Origin of the sequence: Bacillus sp. 7884-1 (assembly GCF_002272245.1) — a bacterium.
Classification (GTDB): domain Bacteria; phylum Bacillota; class Bacilli; order Bacillales; family Cytobacillaceae; genus Neobacillus.
On sequence record NZ_NPDD01000110.1, the window covers coordinates 1 to 21,546 of the forward strand.

General features: G+C 37.7%; 21 protein-coding genes. 14 read left to right on the forward strand and 7 right to left on the reverse strand.

Annotated features, from left to right (window positions below; translation table 11 throughout):
- Nucleotides 1–234 precede the first annotated feature (234 nt).
- On the reverse strand, nucleotides 235–1,416 hold the full coding sequence (locus CHI06_RS13640) for an MFS transporter (RefSeq protein WP_095249106.1): 1,182 nt from the start codon (nucleotides 1,414–1,416) through the stop codon (nucleotides 235–237).
- A 202-nt stretch (nucleotides 1,417–1,618) separates the two neighbouring features.
- Between CHI06_RS13640 and cax the strand changes: the two genes are divergently transcribed.
- The 8 genes from cax to rlmD all read left to right on the forward strand — a co-directional run bounded on the left by cax (nucleotide 1,619) and on the right by rlmD (nucleotide 10,084).
- On the forward strand, nucleotides 1,619–2,656 hold the full coding sequence (cax, locus tag CHI06_RS13645) for a calcium/proton exchanger (protein ID WP_373558149.1): 1,038 nt from the start codon (nucleotides 1,619–1,621) through the stop codon (nucleotides 2,654–2,656).
- 347 nt (nucleotides 2,657–3,003) lie between these two features.
- A complete protein-coding gene (locus tag CHI06_RS13650; RefSeq protein ID WP_095249108.1) occupies nucleotides 3,004–3,630 on the forward strand; it encodes a YczE/YyaS/YitT family protein in 627 nt (208 codons plus the stop codon).
- Between the two features lie 93 nt (nucleotides 3,631–3,723).
- A complete protein-coding gene (locus CHI06_RS13655; RefSeq protein ID WP_095249109.1) occupies nucleotides 3,724–4,533 on the forward strand; it encodes a YfkD famly protein in 810 nt (269 codons plus the stop codon).
- Nucleotides 4,534–4,631: 98 nt separating this feature from the next.
- A complete protein-coding gene (locus CHI06_RS13660) occupies nucleotides 4,632–4,829 on the forward strand; it encodes an SE1561 family protein (RefSeq protein ID WP_095249110.1) in 198 nt (65 codons plus the stop codon).
- A gap of 130 nt (nucleotides 4,830–4,959) precedes the next feature.
- The gene (locus CHI06_RS13665; RefSeq protein ID WP_095249111.1) at nucleotides 4,960–6,504 is read left to right on the forward strand and encodes a fumarate hydratase; all 1,545 of its coding nucleotides are present in this window, start codon (nucleotides 4,960–4,962) and stop codon (nucleotides 6,502–6,504) included.
- A gap of 279 nt (nucleotides 6,505–6,783) precedes the next feature.
- Nucleotides 6,784–7,749, forward strand: coding sequence for a nuclease-related domain-containing protein (locus CHI06_RS13670; protein ID WP_095249112.1), 966 nt, complete (start codon nucleotides 6,784–6,786; stop codon nucleotides 7,747–7,749).
- Nucleotides 7,750–7,813: 64 nt separating this feature from the next.
- On the forward strand, nucleotides 7,814–8,617 hold the full coding sequence (gene pdaA / locus CHI06_RS13675) for a delta-lactam-biosynthetic de-N-acetylase (protein ID WP_095249113.1): 804 nt from the start codon (nucleotides 7,814–7,816) through the stop codon (nucleotides 8,615–8,617).
- 87 nt (nucleotides 8,618–8,704) lie between these two features.
- A complete protein-coding gene (gene rlmD, locus CHI06_RS13680; RefSeq protein WP_095249114.1) occupies nucleotides 8,705–10,084 on the forward strand; it encodes a 23S rRNA (uracil(1939)-C(5))-methyltransferase RlmD in 1,380 nt (459 codons plus the stop codon).
- A gap of 117 nt (nucleotides 10,085–10,201) precedes the next feature.
- Here rlmD and CHI06_RS13685 read toward each other — a convergent pair whose 3' ends face one another.
- From CHI06_RS13685 to CHI06_RS13710, 6 genes are all read right to left on the reverse strand, one after another.
- Nucleotides 10,202–11,755, reverse strand: a complete 1,554-nt coding sequence (locus tag CHI06_RS13685) for an ABC-F family ATP-binding cassette domain-containing protein (RefSeq protein WP_095249115.1) — start codon at nucleotides 11,753–11,755, stop codon at nucleotides 10,202–10,204.
- A gap of 438 nt (nucleotides 11,756–12,193) precedes the next feature.
- A complete protein-coding gene (locus CHI06_RS13690) occupies nucleotides 12,194–12,904 on the reverse strand; it encodes a class I SAM-dependent methyltransferase (protein WP_179292617.1) in 711 nt (236 codons plus the stop codon).
- A gap of 30 nt (nucleotides 12,905–12,934) precedes the next feature.
- Nucleotides 12,935–13,624, reverse strand: a complete 690-nt coding sequence (locus tag CHI06_RS13695) for an LrgB family protein (protein ID WP_095249117.1) — start codon at nucleotides 13,622–13,624, stop codon at nucleotides 12,935–12,937.
- On the reverse strand, nucleotides 13,621–14,004 hold the full coding sequence (locus tag CHI06_RS13700; protein ID WP_179292618.1) for a CidA/LrgA family holin-like protein: 384 nt from the start codon (nucleotides 14,002–14,004) through the stop codon (nucleotides 13,621–13,623). Before CHI06_RS13700 ends, CHI06_RS13695 begins: the two co-directional genes overlap by 4 nt.
- A gap of 227 nt (nucleotides 14,005–14,231) precedes the next feature.
- Nucleotides 14,232–15,800 carry a sodium/solute symporter gene (locus tag CHI06_RS13705; RefSeq protein ID WP_095249119.1) on the reverse strand — a complete coding sequence of 523 codons (1,569 nt, stop codon included), beginning with the start codon at nucleotides 15,798–15,800 and terminating at the stop codon, nucleotides 14,232–14,234.
- The gene (locus CHI06_RS13710) at nucleotides 15,797–16,153 is read right to left on the reverse strand and encodes a hypothetical protein (protein WP_095249120.1); all 357 of its coding nucleotides are present in this window, start codon (nucleotides 16,151–16,153) and stop codon (nucleotides 15,797–15,799) included. Before CHI06_RS13710 ends, CHI06_RS13705 begins: the two co-directional genes overlap by 4 nt.
- 222 nt (nucleotides 16,154–16,375) lie before the next feature.
- Between CHI06_RS13710 and CHI06_RS13715 the strand changes: the two genes are divergently transcribed.
- From CHI06_RS13715 to CHI06_RS13735, 6 genes are all read left to right on the forward strand, one after another.
- Nucleotides 16,376–17,617 (forward strand): helix-turn-helix transcriptional regulator, encoded by a 1,242-nt coding sequence (locus CHI06_RS13715; RefSeq protein WP_095249121.1) that lies wholly within the window; start codon nucleotides 16,376–16,378, stop codon nucleotides 17,615–17,617.
- A complete protein-coding gene (locus CHI06_RS29765) occupies nucleotides 17,610–17,774 on the forward strand; it encodes a hypothetical protein (protein WP_179292616.1) in 165 nt (54 codons plus the stop codon). The genes CHI06_RS13715 and CHI06_RS29765 overlap by 8 nt, the downstream gene beginning before the upstream one ends.
- 427 nt (nucleotides 17,775–18,201) lie before the next feature.
- On the forward strand, nucleotides 18,202–18,759 hold the full coding sequence (locus CHI06_RS13720) for a hypothetical protein (protein WP_095249122.1): 558 nt from the start codon (nucleotides 18,202–18,204) through the stop codon (nucleotides 18,757–18,759).
- A 215-nt stretch (nucleotides 18,760–18,974) separates the two neighbouring features.
- Nucleotides 18,975–19,370, forward strand: a complete 396-nt coding sequence (locus tag CHI06_RS13725) for a VOC family protein (RefSeq protein ID WP_095249123.1) — start codon at nucleotides 18,975–18,977, stop codon at nucleotides 19,368–19,370.
- 24 nt (nucleotides 19,371–19,394) lie between these two features.
- Nucleotides 19,395–19,766 (forward strand): MmcQ/YjbR family DNA-binding protein, encoded by a 372-nt coding sequence (locus CHI06_RS13730; RefSeq protein ID WP_095249124.1) that lies wholly within the window; start codon nucleotides 19,395–19,397, stop codon nucleotides 19,764–19,766.
- A 190-nt stretch (nucleotides 19,767–19,956) separates the two neighbouring features.
- Nucleotides 19,957–21,081: a C40 family peptidase gene (locus CHI06_RS13735; protein ID WP_095249125.1), complete on the forward strand. Its 1,125-nt coding sequence runs from the start codon at nucleotides 19,957–19,959 to the stop codon at nucleotides 21,079–21,081.
- The last annotated feature ends 465 nt before the right edge of the window (nucleotides 21,082–21,546 follow it).

Sequence of the window (21,546 nt, forward strand, 5' to 3'; positions counted from 1 at the left end):
TGCCGGCTCGTCTTATGCCTGTCGCCCCTAGGAAAAATTGAACTGCATTTTTCCCTGGACAAGGCGCTTTCGCTTTTCCTTTCTAATTGAGAAAAATAATCAAAATCATTACCCCTAAAAAACACGAAAGCTGTCATCAATTAAGATGACAGCGGACTTCCGAGAACAATTATTAGATTAAATTTATTTTATCATACATTTTATGTTAATTATATTAATTTGCCCCAAATATTCTTAAGAGTTATGCTGCTCAATCATGGAATAAGTTTTTTTACCAAAAGCATAAATAATGATGGATAAGGTTAACAACATGGTACTAATAATATAAAAGAAACTTATTCTTTGGAAGAATTGAATAAATAATCCGCCAATAATGGGTCCGCTCAAACTTCCTAAGCTAAAGAATATACCGCACAATAAATTCCCTGTTGCTAACAAATTCTTCGGAACTAGATCCGTCATATAACTGATTCCAAGTGAAAATGTCGATCCTACTACCATTCCTGATAAGAGGAAGGAGATGAAAAGTCCAATAAAGGAATGTTCAAATATGCTCGCGGATGTAAAAGTTAGAAATCCGAGGAGGAGAACAATCATTAAGACATTTCTTCTTCCATATGAATCGCTAAGAACTCCTAATGGCAGCTGCGTGATAATACTGCCTATGGCAAAGGCGGTTAGAATCAAGGAAACACTTGCTACGTCGATATCCCTTCTGAGTGCATATACCGGAAAGCTGCCGTTTAATGAAGATTCTAAAAAACCGTAGCAGAAAGGTGGAAGAAAAGCGACCCAGCCGTATTTCATCGTTTTTCTAAAGCGTTTGATGGTGTTAAAAAATGAATTAATCTCTACTTCCTGCTCTGGAAACTCGTTCTTTAATGTAAATACAAATACCCAGCCGATTAAACACAAAATAGAGGAAACGATAAATGGCAATGCCTCATTAACATTTACAAGCGGTGTCATCAAAGGCCCGCTTGCAAAACCAATCCCAAAAAATAAGCCGTACAAGGAAATGTTCCGCCCTCTTTTTTCAGTTGGAGAGGAAGAGGTAATCCAGGTTTGGGTAGCAAAATGTAAGGCATGGTCACCAATCCCGATGAGTGCTCGCAAGAAAAACCAAAACCAAAAGGATTTCCACAATGGAAACAATGCAAGGGCAAGCACTACAAGCCCGCCGCCAAGTATAATCGTTGGTTTATACCCATATTTTCGCAGCGGTGCTTCCATAAAAGGTGAAACGAGAAGAATTCCAATATAGAGCCCAGTAGCATTTAATCCATTTAGAGAGGAAGAAACCCCGCCTTTTTCAAAAATTACGGCAATAAGTGGAAGAAGCATTCCTTGTGAAAAACCAGAAATGGCGACTATGGTTACTAGAATCCAAAATCGAAAATTATTTTTGTTATGCATATATGACCCTCGTTAGTTTGATAATTGATACCCATTCGATGGTAACGAGAAAATAAGGCATTTGCAAGTAAAATATTCTTCGCGGTTTTAATGGAAGTAAAAATAGGGTACTCTCAAACAGTAGGGATTTTTATACAAATTTTGCATTTTATCCTTATTCAATTTTATGATTTTAGGAGGGATATCTGTGGGAAAAATATTTATGTTGCTAACTTTTATTGGCGTCCCGCTTTCTGTGATTGGGACACTTATGCACTGGCCAACCATGATTCTTTTTGTTGTTTATTGTGTTTCAATTATTGCCCTTGCGAGTTATATGGGGAGGGCAACCGAAAGTTTGGCGATTGTCGCCGGACCGCGGGTAGGCGGACTCCTAAATGCTACTTTTGGGAATGCTGTTGAATTGATTATTTCCATCTTTGCATTAAAGGAAGGATTAATTGGAGTTGTTCTCGCATCCTTAACGGGTTCTGTACTCGGTAACCTGCTCCTTGTTGCTGGATTATCTTTTTTTATTGGAGGATTAAAATTTAAAAGGCAGAAATTCAATGTCCATGATGCACGCCATAATTCTGGACTGCTCATGTTTGCGGTCATCGTTGCATTTGTAATACCAGAAGTTTTCTCAATGGAAATGAATGAGTCGAAGACATTAACATTAAGCATTGGGATATCCGTTATTCTAATCTTACTTTATCTAGCAGCTCTTTTCTTTAAACTGGTTAGCCATCGAGGGGTCTATCAGAGTGAGAATGCTGAAACACATCACGAGGAAGAGCCTGAGTGGGGGAAAGGTAAGGCCATCGGCGTTCTATTGGCGGCCACTTTAGCTGTTGCCTATATTTCTGAAAATCTTGTTCATACTTTTGAATATGTTGCAGAATCATTTGGCTGGACGGAGCTCTTTATCGGGGTGATTATCGTTGCGATTGTTGGGAATGCAGCCGAACATGCATCTGCAATTGTCATGGCATTTAAAAATAAAATGGATATTGCTGTGGAGATTGCCATTGGCTCAACACTCCAGATTGCCATGTTTGTTGCTCCAGTATTAGTCCTAATCTCACTTTTCTTCACTAAAACTATGCCGCTTGTTTTTACAATGCCTGAATTAATTGCCATGGTAACCTCTGTACTGCTCATGGTTGTAATATCGAATGACGGAGAATCAAACTGGTTTGAAGGACTGACCTTACTTGCTGCCTATTTTATTATGGGCATTGGGTTCTTCCTGCTATAAAGCAGAATCACGTAAAAAGACTCTGAGCCTGTCGGCACAGAGTCTTTTATTAATTATCGTTTCGATGTAAGGTAAATATTGGACATGTACTATAATGTTCATGCATATGCTAGTGTGAGGTAAAACCAATCGCTTTTACGTGGGCCCATCAATCACCAACCTTCATGTTTAATTTATAATAGAAAAACACGAGTGTTGAATTTTCATATATGAGTGGAATCCCAACCTCCTTAATGATAAATGAGTCGTCGATTGATTACTGCCCTCCTTTTTTAAGGTTAAGTATATTATAACTTTTAATTTGAATTTTGTAAATGTTCTGATTATTATTTTTTAAGGAGATACAAATGGCATTATTCTATCGCTTTTTATTCTTTTTTGCAGGGCTATCCATTATGACTTTTGGAGTTTGTTTAACGATTAAAGCAGAGCTTGGGGCTGGGGCTTGGGATGCACTAAATGTTGCTCTTACTGAATGGATAGGTCTGACGATTGGTAGCTGGATTATCATCGAAGGTGCAGTGTTAGTATTTATAAATTCCTTTTTGGTAAAAAGAAGACCGGAGCTATTATCGCTATTAACTATCATCTTAATTGGATCATTGGTTGATTTATGGATGTTTTTTGTATTTGAGACATTTGCAGTTTATGGATTAATGATAAAATTCGTTACCTTAATTCTTGGGATTTTCATCATAGGGCTTGGTGCGGCTATCTATTTACAAGCAAAGTTTCCTTCTAGTCCGATTGATGGTTTTATGATGGCCATTAGTGAACGTTTTCGAGTAAGTTTAATGATGGGAAAGACGGTCGGAGAACTTATTGCTTTAATCCCAGCACTGATTCTTCAAGGACCCATTGGTATAGGTACAATCATTATCACTTTTACCATTGGTCCCTTTGTTCAACTGTGTTTCCCTTACTTTGAAAAATTAATGCAAAGACTGATAGAAGGGAATTATCAGGGGAAATAATGAAATATTTTGCTGTAATGGATAAAAGTTTTAAACTCCGAAAACACTATGAGCAGACTTATTACTGCTATATTGTGAAAGGAGTTTTTCTTTGTGAAAAAGTTTATCCCTGTCGTAATAACACTGCTCTTACTATTAGCATTTCTTCCAACTGCTTCTGCTGAAAAGGCAAATGCAAAAAAGGAACCTGCAAATTACCAAGTTCCTGCTTCAGTTCGTAATATTACGAAGGAAAATACGTACCCCAATTCAACACAGGACTTACCAACCTTACAACCTAGTGAGTTAACGAAAAAACTGATTGATTCTTCAAAGGTTAAGATTGAAAATCCCGATCTAATCCGCATGCTCAATGAATCCAGTATTAACAGCACACCGTTTGCAATCGGTTATCGAGCAATCGTCTACCTAGGTCAATGGCCATTAAATTACGAGTCAACAGAAACCTCTCCAAACTGGGAGTATCAAAAAATCAATACAAACTACTACGATAATCGCGGCGGCAAAGTCCCTTACCAGATTCATTACCTACAAGAGGCTCAAAAAATTATCCGTGGCGGTTTAACCGCTAAAATCGCAAATGCAGAGGATGTAAAAAAGATGATGCTGTTAAAGGCAATGGAAAAAACACGTCTTCCACTAGCATTTGAAACGATTATCGGGGCAGGAACGAAGAACGACCATGTCTACAATATCCCAGTTAATCGGCTAGGATACTTATTCGCCTATGCTCCTGCGGTCAATGAAAAAGGCAAAGTCACCTATGGTGAAGTTTATTTAATGCTTAAGGGTAGTAAAAAAATTATCGTCATTAAAAACGTAACCTCGCAAGGAATTGGTGCATGGATTCCAGTACAGGATCATGTTTCATTTGGTTTTGCTGCATCAGAAAGACCAAGATGATCTTGGAGAAAGAACTCCTACAAAGGTCGTAGGGGTTCTTTTTTGAAATAGAGTTGAAGAAAGTGTAGGATATTGATATAGAAGGGGGAGAATCAACTTTGGGTAGTCCGACTCATGATAAAAATTCACAAGTTAGTTTTTTAAAGCAGCGATTGAACATGTTCCTAGATGTATTGGATGCTATCGATCCAGAGGATACGGATCTTGATGATATCGACAACTTAATTAGTATGATTGATGAATTAGAAAATAAATGTAAGGAATTCAATCATCGGGAAACACCTGAGTCTGTTTAATTACAGGCTCTTTTCTTTTGGGAAAACCTTTATCTTTCAATCATTTGCTTATAGGAGTATAATGATATCGTCAAATAGTTGTAATTTTTAAATAGATTGCGAATCGGACAAGGGGAAAGGGGTACTTTAAGTGAATATCGAGAAATTTCAGGAGAGTATGTACAAATTAGTAGTTGAAACTTCTACCAAGCTTCCAAAAGATGTACGCCGTGCAGTTAGTTCGGCAAAGGAGAAGGAGAACGCAGGCACAAGTGCAGCAATGAGCCTAGCTACCATTACCAATAACATTAAAATGGCAGATGATCAAGTCTCACCTATTTGCCAAGATACGGGATTACCAACATTTAAAATTAAAACTCCAGTTGGTGTGAACCAATTAGAATTAAAAGAAGCGATTAAAAATGCAATTGTAATCGCAACCAAAGAAGGAAAACTACGTCCTAACTCTGTTGATTCCCTAACAGGTGAAAACAGTGGGGACAACCTAGGTGCTGGGTTACCGGTTATTAAATTTGATCAATGGGAAAAAGATTATATCGATGTTCGTTTGATTTTAAAAGGCGGCGGATGTGAAAACAAAAACATCCAATATAGTCTTCCATGTGAATTAGAAGGGCTTGGCCGGGCAGGACGTGACCTTGATGGTATTCGAAAATGTGTTATGCACTCTGTTTATCAGGCACAAGGACAAGGCTGCAGTGCTGGTTTCATTGGAGTTGGTATTGGCGGAGACCGTTCTTCAGGTTATGATTTAGCAAAAGAACAATTATTCCGCTCTTTAGATGATGTGAATCCAAACGAAGAATTACGCGCGTTAGAAGAGTATGTTCTAGAAAATGCGAATAAATTGGGAATCGGCACAATGGGCTTTGGCGGAGAAGCAACGTTGTTAGGCTGTAAGGTTGGGGTTATGAATCGAATTCCGGCAAGCTTCTATGTATCTGTCGCTTACAACTGTTGGGCATTCCGCCGTTTAGGCGTAAGTGTAGATCCTGTGTCTGGAGAAATTAATGAGTGGATGTACCAAGAAGGCGATTTCATTGATTTCACTGAGACAGAAGCTGAGAAAGAAACAGCTGCAGCTCGTGCTAATGACGTTATCACGCTGCAAGCACCTATCACGGAAGAACAAATTCGCGAGTTGAAGGTGGGCGATGTTGTTCAAATTAACGGCATGATGTATACAGGCCGTGACGCGATTCATAAATACCTGTCAGATCATGATTCACCAGTCGATTTAAATGGACAAGTCATCTATCACTGTGGTCCAGTTATGTTGAAGGATAAAGAAGGCGTTTGGCATGTTAAAGCGGCCGGCCCAACTACAAGTATTCGTGAGGAGCCTTACCAAGGCGACATTATGAAGAGATTTGGGATCCGTGCTGTTATCGGAAAAGGCGGAATGGGACCTCGTACGTTGGCGGCTCTTAAGGAACACGGAGGCGTGTACCTGAATGCTATCGGCGGCGCCGCTCAGTATTATGCAGATTGTATCAAGGGCGTTGAAGGTGTTGACTTGATGCAATTTGGTATTCCTGAAGCGATGTGGCACCTTCGCGTAGAGGGCTTCACAGCTGTTGTAACGATGGATTCACACGGAAACAGCCTGCATGCGGATGTAGATAAGTCTTCATTAGAAAAATTAGGACAGTTTAATGATCGAGTTTTTAACTAAGTTTTGGCGGGCAGGCTCTGTTATAGGGTCTGCTCTTTTATTATGGAGTGGGGAGGGTGTTTTGTAGAAGCTGTACGGTTTTTTGTAAAAGCTGTACAGTTAATTGTATAAACTGTATGGTTTTTTGTAAGAACTGTACAGTTATCGCCAAAGACGGCCACTAAATCGTCTATTTAAACAATAAAAGTCAAAAAAGGTTCATAATGTTACAAAATTTTAAGCAGGATAAGTAAATTCATAAATAGAAAGGTACAACAAACAATTTGAGGAGGAACTTTTTTGTTTGATAAAAATTTAACTGTGCCCATACCTTTACTCCAGGCAGAAGCCCTAGAGAGAAGACTAAAGAAAACTCATGATAAGTTGCCAGAAATAAAAACTAAGATAAGGATTTTAAAGTCAGGATACAATGGAGAAAAAGAAATAAATTACCAATTAGGTCAAATCCCCCATCACAAATACCACATTTTCCATGATCTTCGTCTCCCAATAGGAAAAGCATATTTTCAAATTGATGCATTACTCCTTTCCCCCAATATCCTAATGAACCTTGAAGGAAAAAATCATTCAGGAAAAATTACCATTGAGAAAAATCAGATGATACAAGAGTCTTTTGACACCAGAGAGGTATATGAAAATCCTGTTTCTCAAGCCAATCGCCACACATTATTAATGAAATATTGGTTGGAAATTAATATTGTCCCTAAGATTTTAATTGATAACTTAGTTGTCTTTTCTAGACCTTCAAGTGAAATAATAATATCCCCTGGATACAAAGAATCGGAAAATAAGATCTGTAAAACACATGATTTATTAAAAAGGATTGAAGAAATAGAGGGGAATAATAAAAAGGTCTGGATGGATGAACAAGATATCTTAAAAGTAAGTGACCTTTTTTTAAAGAAACACACACCTAAGAGAGAAGATATATTAACATTGTTTCAAATTCCTGACGGGGATATTATTACTGGTGTTCAATGTCCCACATGCTTATTTATTCCAATGATTTATAACAGGCATAAATGGATATGTTCTGCATGTAATTGTATTTCAAAAGATGCACATTTAGCAGCGGTAAACAATTATTTCTTGATTTATAAAACCTGCTTTACCAACTCAGAGATACGTAATTTCCTCAACCTTCCATCCACCAGAGCAGTCTCCTACTTCCTATCCTTGTTAAATCTTACCCGTGTAGGTCATACGAGTGACTGTGTTTACCACCAGCCAACCCAATTTCCTTAAAATGCTAATCATGTTTTCTATTTACAGACAAACACTATAAAAAACAAAATAGGGGGGAACATGGATGAAGAAATTATTGTGCATCCTTAGTTTACTGCTGTTACTGGTGCCACAGGTAACATATGGGTCCGCTCCAAATAAGCCTATCCATTGGGGTTTTAAAAAAGCTGTAGATGAACAGCCGCCAGATGCTGGTGCAGAGTATGAAAAAATACTTGAGAAATACGGTGCTTTTTTTAAAGGAGACCCAGACTCAAAGACGCTTTATCTTACCTTTGATAATGGGTATGAAGCAGGGTATACCGCCCAAGTATTAGATGTATTAAAGAAGGAAAAAGTGCCGGCAACCTTTTTTGTGACGGGGCACTATTTATTATCGCAACCTGAATTAACAAAGCGGATGGTGGATGAAGGTCATCTCATTGGAAATCATTCCTGGCATCACCCCAATATGACACAAATCAGTGATCAGGGAATTCGTGAAGAACTTAGAAAAGTTAAGGACAAAACAAAAGAAATAACAGGTCAAAAGAAGATGAAGTATTTACGTCCGCCTCGGGGCGTTTTTAGTGAGAGAACGATGCAAATTGCGAAGGAAGAAGGCTATACGCATGTCTTCTGGTCGCTGGCGTTTGTGGACTGGAATACCAACGCGCAAAGAGGCTGGCAATATTCATATGATAATATCATGAAACAAATTCACCCCGGTTGTATCCTGCTGCTCCACACCGTTTCCAAGGATAACGCCGATGCCCTAGAAACCGTGATCAAGGATTTGAAAAAGAAAGGCTATAAATTTAAACGTCTGGATGATTTTCCGAAAAAGAATAAAATTACGACGTTTTTCCAAAGACTGGGCAGAAAATAGGCCGAATTCGAATGAATTCGGCTTTTCTTTGTTAATAATGCTATAATACGGAGAAATCAAACGGAAGCAAAATTTGGAGTGAACAAAATGAAAACAGATCAATCAATCAAAATACAAGAAAAACAGACCTTTCCCTTAACGATCAAACGACTCGGCATTAATGGCGAAGGCGTCGGTTATTTTAAGAAGCAGGTAGTATTTGTACCAGGCGCATTACCAGGGGAAGAGGTAGTCGTAGAGGCAACCAAGATAAACCCTAAATTTGCCGAGGCAAAAATAAAAAAGATACGTATTAAATCTCCGCATCGGGTTCAGCCGCCATGCCCTGTCTACGAGCAATGCGGGGGCTGTCAGCTTCAACATCTAGCATATAGTCAGCAATTAAAAGAAAAGCGGGATATTGTTATCCAATCGCTAGAACGACATACCAGACTCCAAGTGGACAAACTCGAAATTCGAGAAACAATTGGCATGGAAGATCCATGGGGCTATCGAAACAAGAGCAGTTTTCAACTAGCTGGAAGAGATGGCAAGGTTTTGGCTGGTTTGTATGGAATAAACTCGCATCAACTCATAGATATTGAACACTGTGCTGTTCAGCATTCACAAACGAATGAAGCCGTTAATGCGGTTAAAAAGATTCTCGAAGAACTTAAAATTACGATTTATAATGAAAAATCACGCAAGGGGATTGTTCGGACAATTGTTACTCGGGTAGGGGTGCAAAGTGGCGAGCTCCAGGTAGTGCTCATAACAAATCAACAAGAATTACCAAAGAAAGAACAGATTGTACAGGAAATCCAAAAACGACTTCCAAATGTGAAATCTATCGTTCAGAATATTAATGAACAAAAAACATCGCTTATTTTTGGAGAAGAAACGTTACCGCTAGCGGGTGAAGAGTATATCCAAGAAACGTTGGGGGACTTGCAATTTGAGCTATCTGCCAGGACATTCTTTCAGTTGAATCCTGTTCAAACCATTAAGCTTTATAATGAAGTGAAAAGTGCATCGGCGCTGACAGGTAAGGAAAAAATTGTTGATGCCTATTGTGGAGTTGGAACCATTGGCTTGTGGCTTGCGGATCAAGCAGCAGAGGTCCGTGGAATGGATGTCATTCCAGAATCAATTGATGACGCCAAGAAAAATGCTAAGCGGCACGGGTTCACCAATACGAAATATGTACCTGGAAAAGCCGAAGAGGTTCTGCCGAAATGGGTGAAAAAAGGCTGGAAGCCAGATGTCATTATAGTGGATCCGCCAAGAACAGGACTCGACGGACAATTAATCCAAACAATTTTGCAAACAGCACCAGAAAAGCTCATTTACATCTCATGCAATCCGTCCACTTTGGCAAAAGATATTCAAATGTTAAGCGCCAAATATGAAGTGAAATATATTCAACCAGTGGATATGTTCCCACAAACAGCGCATGTAGAAGCTGTTGCAAAATTAATATTAAAATAGATAGAAGCTCATTCTAACTTTAGTTTGGATAAGCTTTTTTAAGTAAAAATTTTTGATGGTTAATAAAAAGGGGTACCCAAGTGAATTTTGATTCATTGGGTACCCCTTAATCTTTATTTAAAACACTTTCGTAGTCCAATCCTCACAATTCCAAATATCGGTCGCAATTTCACGATAGAAATCAGGTTCGTGGGATACCATCAAGATACTTCCGCGATATGCCTTTAAAGCACGCTTCAATTCTTCTTTTGCGTCAACATCTAAGTGATTGGTAGGTTCGTCTAGAATTAGTAAATTCGTTTCTGTGTTAATAATTTTACATAATCGAACTTTGGCTTTTTCTCCACCAGAAAGGACTTCGACTTTACTTTCAATATGTTTCGTCGTTAATCCACATTTAGCAAGAGCAGCACGGACTTCAGCCTGATTCATACTTGGGAACGTGCTCCAAATCTCTTCAATACAAGTGTTGTAGTTGGACTGTTTAACTTCCTGCTCGAAGTAACCGATGTATTGATACTCACCACGTTCCACTTTACCCGAAATGGGATTAATCAACCCAAGAATACTCTTTAAAAGAGTAGACTTACCAATTCCGTTTGCACCCACGAATGCAATTTTTTGTCCGCGTTCCATTTTCAAATTCAGAGGGCGAGAAAGTGGTTCATTGTAACCAATAACAAGATCTTCAGCCGTGAAAATCCAACGACTAGCTGCACGAGCTTCTTTGAAAATAAACTCTGGTTTCGGCTTCTCTTTCCCCAGTTCAATAACTTCCATTTTGTCAAGCTTCTTCTGACGAGACATCGCCATATTACGAGTCGCCACACTTGCCTTGTTACGAGCAACGAAATCCTTCAAATTCGCAATTTCTTGTTGTTGACGCTTGTAAGCAGACTCTAGCTGCTGTTTCTTCATTTCATAAATATTTAGGAAGTTATCATAGTCACCAACATAGCGATTCAACTCTTGGTTTTCCATGTGATAGATCAAATTAACAACATTGTTCAAGAAGGGAATATCGTGTGAAATCAAGATAAATGCATTCTCATATTCCTGTAAATAGCGCTTCAACCATTCGATATGCTGTTCATCCAAATAGTTCGTAGGCTCATCTAGTAATAGGATTTCAGGCTTTTCCAGCAAAAGCTTAGCTAGCAAAACTTTCGTACGCTGCCCGCCGCTAAGATCATCTACATCTCGATCGAGTCCAACATCGTCTAATCCTAGACCACGAGCAACTTCCTCAACTTTTGAATTAATTTGATAGAAATCATTACTATCTAAAGTTTCTTGTAGCTCTCCAACTTCTGCAAGTAATGCATCGATATCAGCACCTTCATCACCCATTTTTGCATAAAGGTCATTGATCTCTGCTTCAGCATCAAAAAGATATTGAAAAGCAGTACTCAAAGCGTCACGCATTGTAGTACCTTTTTGAAGTACAGCATGCTGATCTAAATAACCAACACGAACTTTTCGTGACCACTCAACTTTCCCCTCATCGGGTTGCAACTTCCCAGTAACAATATTCATGAAAGTAGACTTACCCTCACCATTTGCCCCAACTAGTCCAACATGCTCTCCTTTTAAAAGTCGAAAGGACACATTATTAAAAATCGCACGATCTCCAAAACCGTGACTTAAATTTTGTACGTTTAATACGCTCATTTTTCTAACCCCTTATCTAATGTCACATGTGGATATCTTACTAGATTTTTGCTCCTATTTCTATCTTGAATTTTTTGTAATAAATGTAATTTGATTTTTGGGTTAAATGAAGTGCCCAGGAATAAGGGAAAGAGTAGTTGTCGGACAATTACTTTTTGATGAAATAACTGACCAGATGGTTGACTGAGGAACCAGTTGGGGGATTAGGTTAGTGCGCCATCTGATAAATAAACGGAAATATTTAGCTTAATTACTAAACCCTAATAAAAAATGGGTTAAATAGACGGAGAGAATCCGCCTATCGAATCGAAAAACGTGAAAAAAGAGGATTTTGCTTTGAATAATCGGAAAACCTCCCCTTGTATACCCCTAAACGAGCTCCCTCCTACATTTAACCGAAAAATCTCCGCTTATTATACTTCTACTGGTTACCTAAGTTCATAATTTCTTTGCAACAGTTACCAGTGCTGGTGATTCAGTAGAGTAACTTTCACCATTAAAGTTTCCGTACACTTCCACCACTTGAAACCCGATTTTTTTAAGTATTGAAATTAATTGATGTGATGTAATTGGATATAAAGGAATAGTGTTTTCTGTTGTCTCCCCATTGATCGTTAAACTTGAGGTGAAAAGAAGATGTTCGTCTTTTTTTTCATAATGCCTTAAAAAGGTGAAATCTTCTTTTTCTATAGCTGGAAAAGAAAAATCATTCTTGGATAACCCTCTATCATAATTTACCTGCTGGAGGATGATTGTCCCATTTGGTTTCAATTTGATATAACATTTCTGTAAATACTTTTCAACACTTTCTAAATCAGATAAATGAGGTAGAGTGTTTCCAATACAAAGGATTCCATCAAAGTTCTCTTGAAATTTATCTATCTCTTCCATAGCTTTGGTATGGACAGATAAAAGAAGTCCCTTCGATTTAGCTTTTTCCTTTATGGATTCGGCCATTGTTTCTTCTGGCTCTGATGCGGTAACATTTACCCCATTCTCTGCGAGGGCAATGGCCATATTACCTGTTCCAGCTCCCATATCCAAGACGGAATTTCCTTCATGAAAATGCTGGGATATGAACGTATAAGCAGTTTGATTTAATGGGAAAATTTGATCATAATACGAGGATAAATCGTGATAAAAAGACAATTTGATGAGCTCCTTTCCAAATATATCTGTTTAAAATAAAATCAAAATAAATAAAGGAATCAAAATTGAACTAATAATCGCTGATAGAATCATTCCTGCAGAACTTATTGAACCGATTTCTAAACTGTATTCAAACGCCCTTGATGTACCAATGACATGGGCTGCGTTTCCTAAGGCCATACCCTTGGCCAAATCGCTCTGAAACTTGCATGTTTTAATGATATATGGCCCTATTATCATGCCGCTAAATCCTGTAACCATGACAGCAACTACCGTTAATGAAGGAACAGCGGCTGTCAGCTCAGCAATTTGAATAGCAACTGGAGTTGTAACAGATTTCGGAAAAAACGAAAACATGATTTCCTTTGAATACCCTAATAGGTTTAAAAAGATAAATAGGCTGATGAAATTTACCATAACCCCCACGAGTATACTAGTAAAAATGACGCGAAAGTATTTAACTATTAGTTTTTTATATTTGTATAAAGGGTATGCAAGCGTTACAACCGTCGAACCTAATAAATGATTTATCCATTCACCGCCAATCATATATGTTTCGTATGGAATATTGAATAACAGCAGAATCATAATGATTATAAAACTAACGAAAAGGGATGGATTGAATAAAGGGGTTGGATACTTTAGATATAGTTTTTTTACCAGGAAAAATAAACAAATTGTTAATAAGACCATACAGATGCCGATAATTAATTTTATCATGCTGAAAATTTCTCCCTATCCTCAATCACTTTCTTTTGTCCCAGTTTTTCACCTGTGTAACCAGAACAAATCAAAACAAGACAAGTACTTAAAATGAGTACAACAACTAACAATAGGCCTTTTCCCTGAAAGAAATCTAAGTAATTAATAATGCCGACGGCTGCGGGAATAAAAAAGAACATCATGGTTGATAGTAAAAAACCTGCCCCCTCCTGAATCCATTTTTCAGGAAGTATATGGCATGATAATAAAATAAATAAAATCAGCAATCCTATTATACTTCCGGGGATAGGCAAATTAAATTGTTCCTGAATGATGTTTCCCAGAGAAGAAATTATGTAAACCAAACATACCTGAACAATTATTTTAATGACTTTCACCATTTTACCTCCAAAAAAAGTAATCCCGTTAATTTCATTTTTTTACTCGAATTTAAACAATACTTATATATTCTACTCCTAACTACCAGACTGCTCAATGTATATCATTGGATACTGTTTGAACAATCAGTGTACTCTTTAGAATATAAAGCGATATTGAATGCAAAAAAAGGGTGTCCAAAAGCGATTTGCTTTTGGGACACCCTTTATTTTAATACCTTAACTTTCTATGCAACTTCGGATTCTTTGGAGTGAACCTTTTTCATAAAGTCGTTTACATCGGCAGGTACTCTGCGATCAAGCTTTGAGACGATATAGACAGATAGGAATCCAATTGGTACTGTAATCAATCCTGGTACATTGAACTGTAGGAACTCAGGAAGAGTCGTCTTAAAGAAAATCATGTACATCGAAGCTAGAAGGCCAGCAACAAGCCCAGCAATTGCTCCTTTCTCTGTCATTCCTCTCCACCAAATACCCAAGATAAAGATAGGTGTAAACGTACTGGCAGCAACGGTGAATGCTAGTGCGACCAGATGGCCGATGGATGCTCCTTTTACCATGAGACCGAGAACACCGTATAAAATACCAAGGATAATAATTGCTACTTTACCCGCGAGTACGCGCTCTTTCTCTGTGATGTTCTTACGGAAGAAAGTTGCATACAAGTCATGTGCTAAGGCGCCAGAACTTGCGATGAATAATCCTGAAAGGTTCGAGAAGACGGCTGCAAATGCTCCTGCGATAACAAGTCCAAGCAGCCATTCTCCACCTAGTGCCTGTGCAGTAGATGGAACAACCATATTGTTTCCGCCAGCGATAAGGTCCTTCATAACGGCTGAATCTACATTGCCGCTTAGAAAAATAGAGCGGCCAACTACTCCAAGATACACAGCAAATAAAAAGAACACGCTTGCAATACCAATCGCCATAAGAGCGGACTTACGTGCTGCTTTTGCACTTGGATTTGTATAGAAGCGTAGCAGGATGTGAGGAAGTCCAATCGTACCGAGTGAAAGCCCGATTGTCATCGATATTGTTTGCCAGAAAGATGGGAAGTAGTTGCCGGTACCGGTCCAAACAGCCCCATCAAATGGTATATCTTTTCCGTCAACTGAAAACGCTGAAGTACCGGTAATAGTACCTTTAAATTCATTAATAGCTGCTAGTATCTCCTGATAATGAAGTCCGCCATAGATGGCTGCGCCAACCATGAGGAGAAAGGCGCCAAGACGAATCCATAATTCGAGCGCTTGGTTAAGGGTAGTACCCTTCATTCCACCGATACCAACATAAAAAATCATGACCGAACATGTAAAGATAATTCCAAATTCATAGCTTGTACCAAAGAACATGCTTAAAATTTGTGCTGCACCCAATAACTGAGGAGCTGCATAGAAACCTGAAATTGCAAGTACTACAGCGACAGCAGCGAGGCGGGCCCGTTTGCTGTGAAAACGATAGGCTAAAAAGTCTGCTACTGTATAGGCTCCGAATCTGCGAAGTGGACCTGCAACGAACATAGCAAGAAGAGTCAGACCGATAGAGAAGCAAAAGGCATAGTAAGCGCCATCATAACCAAGCTGATATGTTAGACCGGCAATACCAAGAAAGGTCGCAGCACTTAGATAGTCTCCGCCAATTGCAGAACCGTTTGTAAACCAGCCGAAGCTTCGTCCGCCAACGAAATAATCAGATGCAGTCGCACTTCTTTTTGATAAATAGGTGATATAAACAATCGTTCCCATGAGGATAATCGTTAAAAGCATTTTAGGTTCCAATAACATGGCCATCAAATAATTCTCCTTTCTTCAGGGGAGCCAGAATTTTTTTGATAGTTCTTTAAACGTTTTTCATAAAGAGCAGTATGAACGTAAGCAATGATAAAAGCCATTGCCATTGCAACAACACTTGTCAAAAACCAACTATATGTCATGCCGCCCCACATACGGGAAAACATAAAATCACCTGCGTACCAATTTAATATCGGAATTGCGAGAATAAAAAGGTAGTAAAAGACCGTAAGTTTAAGACCAGTACTAAATTCACCTTTCATGATTTTCCTAGTTTCGGGATCGAGCGGCTTTAATTCGCTAACATCGATTGTATCTGCTGCAACATAGTTGTACTCTGTATACTCTCCAGCCATATGTTACTCCTCCTTAATATTTAGGCGTCCGCCGTTTTCTAGTACCTTCCCTAGCCCGGCCAAGATACTATAAAAATGATTTTACGTCATTAGTGGGACATATACCTTACAATAAATTATCAGAAATATACAAATATTTACTATAATCTAATTTTTATACTATAATTTGTATATGAATATAACTTTAAATACCGCATTTTAGAAAGGAGGGGAGAATATAGAATGTATTCAATTAGTCTAGCAGTAGAAGATGAACTGGAATATCAAAAGCTGGCAGACTGGATTATAGAAGAATTTGTTGAAAACTGCGTACTGGCAGAAGCTGTGTTTAATCAACAGGATGTACATATAGCTGTTATCGAAGTAAGAAAATGGCATGATTGGGTTAAAATCCACCGATTTCGCAAACGTAATAAAGAATGCAGGATTATTCCCTTACTAGACCCATCTTTATTGTATACTTCACCACTGGCCATTGAGTTCAAGCTAGAGTACTTGCTAGTGAAATCCGTGAAAAAACATATATTTCTTCGTACATTGAAACGGGCTATTAGGGAGCTGTCAATTACGAATTCTATACCCATTGAATATGATGAGTTATTTTATCAGATCCATCATGAACAAAAACCGGAACGCAATACGTTACCATTTCAAGAGGCATTTTTGCGGCGGCTACTGGCTGGTGATAAAACAACTGAAGAAGAATTAATTCAATCTCGTTCTTTTCTTCCAGGAGAGGCGATGCCAAATGTGGTCTGTTTTATTCAGGGATTTGTCCGATGCCCTGGCAGCAGGGAACTGGAAGGATGGGAACCAAGTGAGATTCAAGAATTTTTCAGAAACCGCTTTCAAGGATATCAGCTTACTTTTCTTTCCTATCGAAAACATTTACTTATGCTTATCCAGGTGCCTCCCGAGTACGTTTCCTTCATACACTGGAAAGAAGGGGAGAACAGGATTCTTGATGCTATTCAAGCATTGGAAAACGAGTATGGAATTTATATATATATAGGGGTAGGCTCCATCTACCGTGAACCGCTGCTCCTGCATCATTCCTATCGAGAAGCATGCAAGGCTAGGCGAACTACGCCGTATGACAGGCCATCACTGCGTTATTTTGAAGAGATTACAAAGGATGTTCAGATTCAGAAATGTACAGACTATATAGCACGGTATTGTATCGAAGATCTTTCGTTAAAACGGGTAGCCGATCAAATTAATCTTAGTGTACCGTACTTCAGCCGGATATTTAAACAAGAAACAGGACGCAATTTTGTTGAATATGTCACCTTTGTCCGTTTGCAGCGTGCAGTGTGGCTTTTGCGTCATACGAATCATACGATTGAGTGGATCGCCGAAGAACTAGGTTTCAATACACCAAATTATTTTAGTGGTACTTTTAAAAAGTATGTTGGCCTTTCTCCAAGGGAATACAGAGCGACAGAAGAAATTATCTTTGTTTAATAAAGGAGATAATGGAGAGATCATTTTAAAAGAACAAGCAGCTGATTTTGATCGTACGAAAGGATTAACTGTAATGGAAAACCTTCTCCAGGCAGAGTTAATTGGTAAGCTTTCTGTGGACGCTGCCAAAGACGTTTTGCAGGGTAAAAAGGTATAGAAAATCATTGCAGCTCCGCTAAAATTAGTAGCAAAAGATTATTAGGTGCCTGGCGCTCCCCATAATATGTCGGTGAATTTTCGACATTATCGTGGAGTGACAGGCATTTTATATTTTAGAAATGGAAACAGGTTGTATTCAGGAATGGGACTTTTTGATTAAAAAAAGTGAAAAATGTTGTTTCATGGAAGAAAAAGCAGGATTTTAATTTTTAAAAATGAATATATATAACAACTAGTATCTCCAGTTTGTCAAAGTTGTTTTGACAGCTTGACCAAAAAACATATGATTATGAAACGATAATAGGAAAACCAATCAATTCTTTCCACCAGAAGAACCTTTCCTTAACTCAGGTAGCTCAGACAGAAAAGGATCGGAATCATTTTATTCATCCAGCCCAATCAATTTATGAAAGAAGGTATGCCGTATGAACGAAGAATTTTTTTCTGACTATAAAAATTTTATTGTTGCACCGGTCGATGAAAAGCTAAATGGTAAAGAATCATTTGATCCAAAAAATTACTCTTCACATTATATCATGACACTGTCTATTTTTAATTCGCGTATAACGAATTGGAAAGATGCTAGTAGATTTGATGTAGATATTGACAAAAGTATTAAAACGGTTCTAAAGGAATTTAATATAAAGCACCATGAAAAGTACCATCTTCAATTACTTGAATTAGATAGGTTTAAAAACTATTTTGTATTGGCTCTTTCCTCAAAAACAAAATTTGAAACAAAGGAAGAAAATGACAGTATATCTTTTATTGTTGATAGAATGCTAACGAACCCTTTTTATGTTGGACAAGGATGGTTCAACTTAATTGGTGAAAAAGGAAGAATATCACGTAAGCTCTTTTGTTGTTCTTTTATGAAATATGTAATAGAGAACCAAGATCACTTAAAAATAGACAAAAAATTAGGAAATGTCAGTGAATTTATTCCTAAAAATGATGAGATTAAGCTTGTTAAAAATCTCTGAAAAAGTAACCGCTACCTTACAAGTCTTGATATTGTTGACCATATTAATGATAAAGACTTTTATGAGAGTCTGAGCCCCAATACTGTATTTACATATTGGATAGAAAAATCTATTTTGTGCTATTTATAATTATTTTTAATTTTTAAATTATTCCTTTTTTGGCTATAATAGGAAATGGTAAACGTAAACACTAATAAGAATAGCAGGAGGAAATTATGGGTAGATTAGTTCATTTTGAAATTCATGTGAGTGACATGGACCGGGCAAAGAAGTTTTATGGAGAGGTATTTGGATGGTCCTATCAAGATTATAGTGAGTATGCTGGAATGCCTTACTTTGGTGCAGTGACTGGCGATGAAAATGAGCCTGGAATCAATGGTGCTTTGATGCAGCGTCAAAGTGCTCCGCCTGAACAAAACCATGCTTTAAATGGATTTGCTTGTACCATGGGAGTGGAAAATTACGATGTAACCGAAGCGGAAATTCTTGAAAATGGCGGCAAGATTGCACTGCCAAAATATGCTCTGCCAGGAATGGCTTGGCAAGGATATTATATTGATACTGAAGGAAACGTATTCGGAATTCATCAACCCGATGCTAATGCAAAATAGAGTCAATGTTAGGTGAATAAATACATGAAATCACTAGAATCGGAAAGCATACTTGAAAAATTAAGAGAAATTTGTCTTTCAATGCCTGAAGCCATTGAACATATCGACGGTTTTGGTCACAATACTTTTAAAATCAATGGAAAATCATTTGTGATATCAGGTGAAAGCGAGAATGGATTCAGCCTGTCTTTCAAGTCAGACCGGGAAACGCAAGAAATATTGCTTCAGAAAGAGCATTTCTACAAAACGCCATATATCGGTCAGCACGGCTGGGTTTCTATCCAAAATCCAGTTGAAGAAGACTGGGAAGAGTTGAAGGATCTACTCCAAGAAGCCTATTTACGTGCTGCACCTAAGCGCTTGGTTAAGGAATGGAATGAATTACATAAAAGATAAAGGAAGGCGGAATTTAATCTGTCTTTCTTTTTTTTTTGCACTAGTATTAAGAATGTGTCAGATTTTTCTACATTAAATTACATTTTAATTACAAAATCGACTGTTTTATTGTTTTTAGTCCTTTTGGAATATAAACTAGGAATATATTAGAACTTTTAATAAATGATAGTTTCCAAGAGGAGATTTAATAATGATAAAAAAATTTATTAAATATATGGTCGCTACTACTGTACTCGCAACAACAATTCAGGCTACACCTGCATTTGCAAATCCAGAAGTACCACCTATTACAAATGGACAAATCGATACTGTTAACAAAAATATTGATGACCTTGAAACAAAGTTTCAACAATTAGATAACGAAATCTCTTTATCTATTGAGAGAAGCCAAATTCTAAATGAAAAAATTGTTACACAACAAGGTAAGATTGTAGAAACAGAGACTGAAATTAAAAAAGCTGACGAGGATCTAGCAAGCCATAAAGAGGTTTATTCAGAAAGATTAAAGAGCATTCAGGTAAAAGGAAATCAGTCAGTCGTTACATACGCAGAACTTTTACTTTCAGCTGGCAGCGTCTCTGAGTTTTTTAATCGTTTTACTGCTATTTCTAAAATTATTGAAAATGATAATGAATTACTTGAAGGTTTAAGAGTAAAGGAAGTAACGTTAATAGAGGCAAAGGAACAATTACAAAATCATATTAACGAATTAGAAAAGAGCAAAATAGAGTTAGCTTCAGAACAAAAACAGATTGAAGAAAACAAAAAACAAATTTCACAAGAATTGGAAGCTGCAAAAGGTGAATTAGAGAATTTAAGGGTCCAACAAGAGGCACAACTAGCTGCCCAGCGAGCAGCATCACAAGAAACTGCTCCAGAAATTCAACAACCGTCTCAAGCACAAGTTTCAGTAACCACCCAATCAACAACACCATCTGTCGCTGCATCCAATGTGACAAATTCCGCTACAGCAAATAGTGTTATTGCCACAGCTAAACAGTATCTGGGTGTTCCATATGTTTGGGGAGGATCAACGCCAAGCGGATTTGATTGTTCGGGATTTGTATCATATGTGTATCGTTCTGTTGGCATTAGTCTTCCAAGAACTTCACGTGCTCAGCAAAATGTCGGAACAAGAATTTCTCTAAGTCAAGTACAGCCTGGAGATTTAGTTTTCAGGGGTTCTCCTGCTTATCATGTTGGAATTTATATTGGGGGAGGACAATATATCCATGCTCCTCAAACGGGTGATGTCGTGAAAATTGCTCCATTTAATCCGTCTAAATTTTCAACTGCATCTAGAGTCTTACAATAGGCTCAAAGATTTTAACGAATTATTAATATTAAATTAGAAGGCAACTAACCCTGATGGGCGTTGCCTTTTTTCTTTTTTCTTTTGAAGAAAAACCTCTCAGAATATTTATAAAATGAAGGTACACCATTGTTTACAAAAAAATGAAAAAGTGAGATAATATAGAAAATTTTGAAGGGGGAAAGTAAGTTTATGGAACCAACTAATTGCTAATATTAATTCATTTGAAAATTAATATGGATTTTGTAATGAGTGTCAATACGCCTATTAAACGTAGGTTTATTTGTTATGCTCTTATGGAATTATGGCAATTTAGAAGGTAACTTACTTTACTGAATCGAGATAATTATTTGTTTGAAGTACTCCTCCGTTTATATGCGAGGTATGTAGGCATAACTATGCGCTTATTTAACATGCGTATTTTCCTAAACTACTTTAAATAAATGATATCCAATGATTATGTAGACC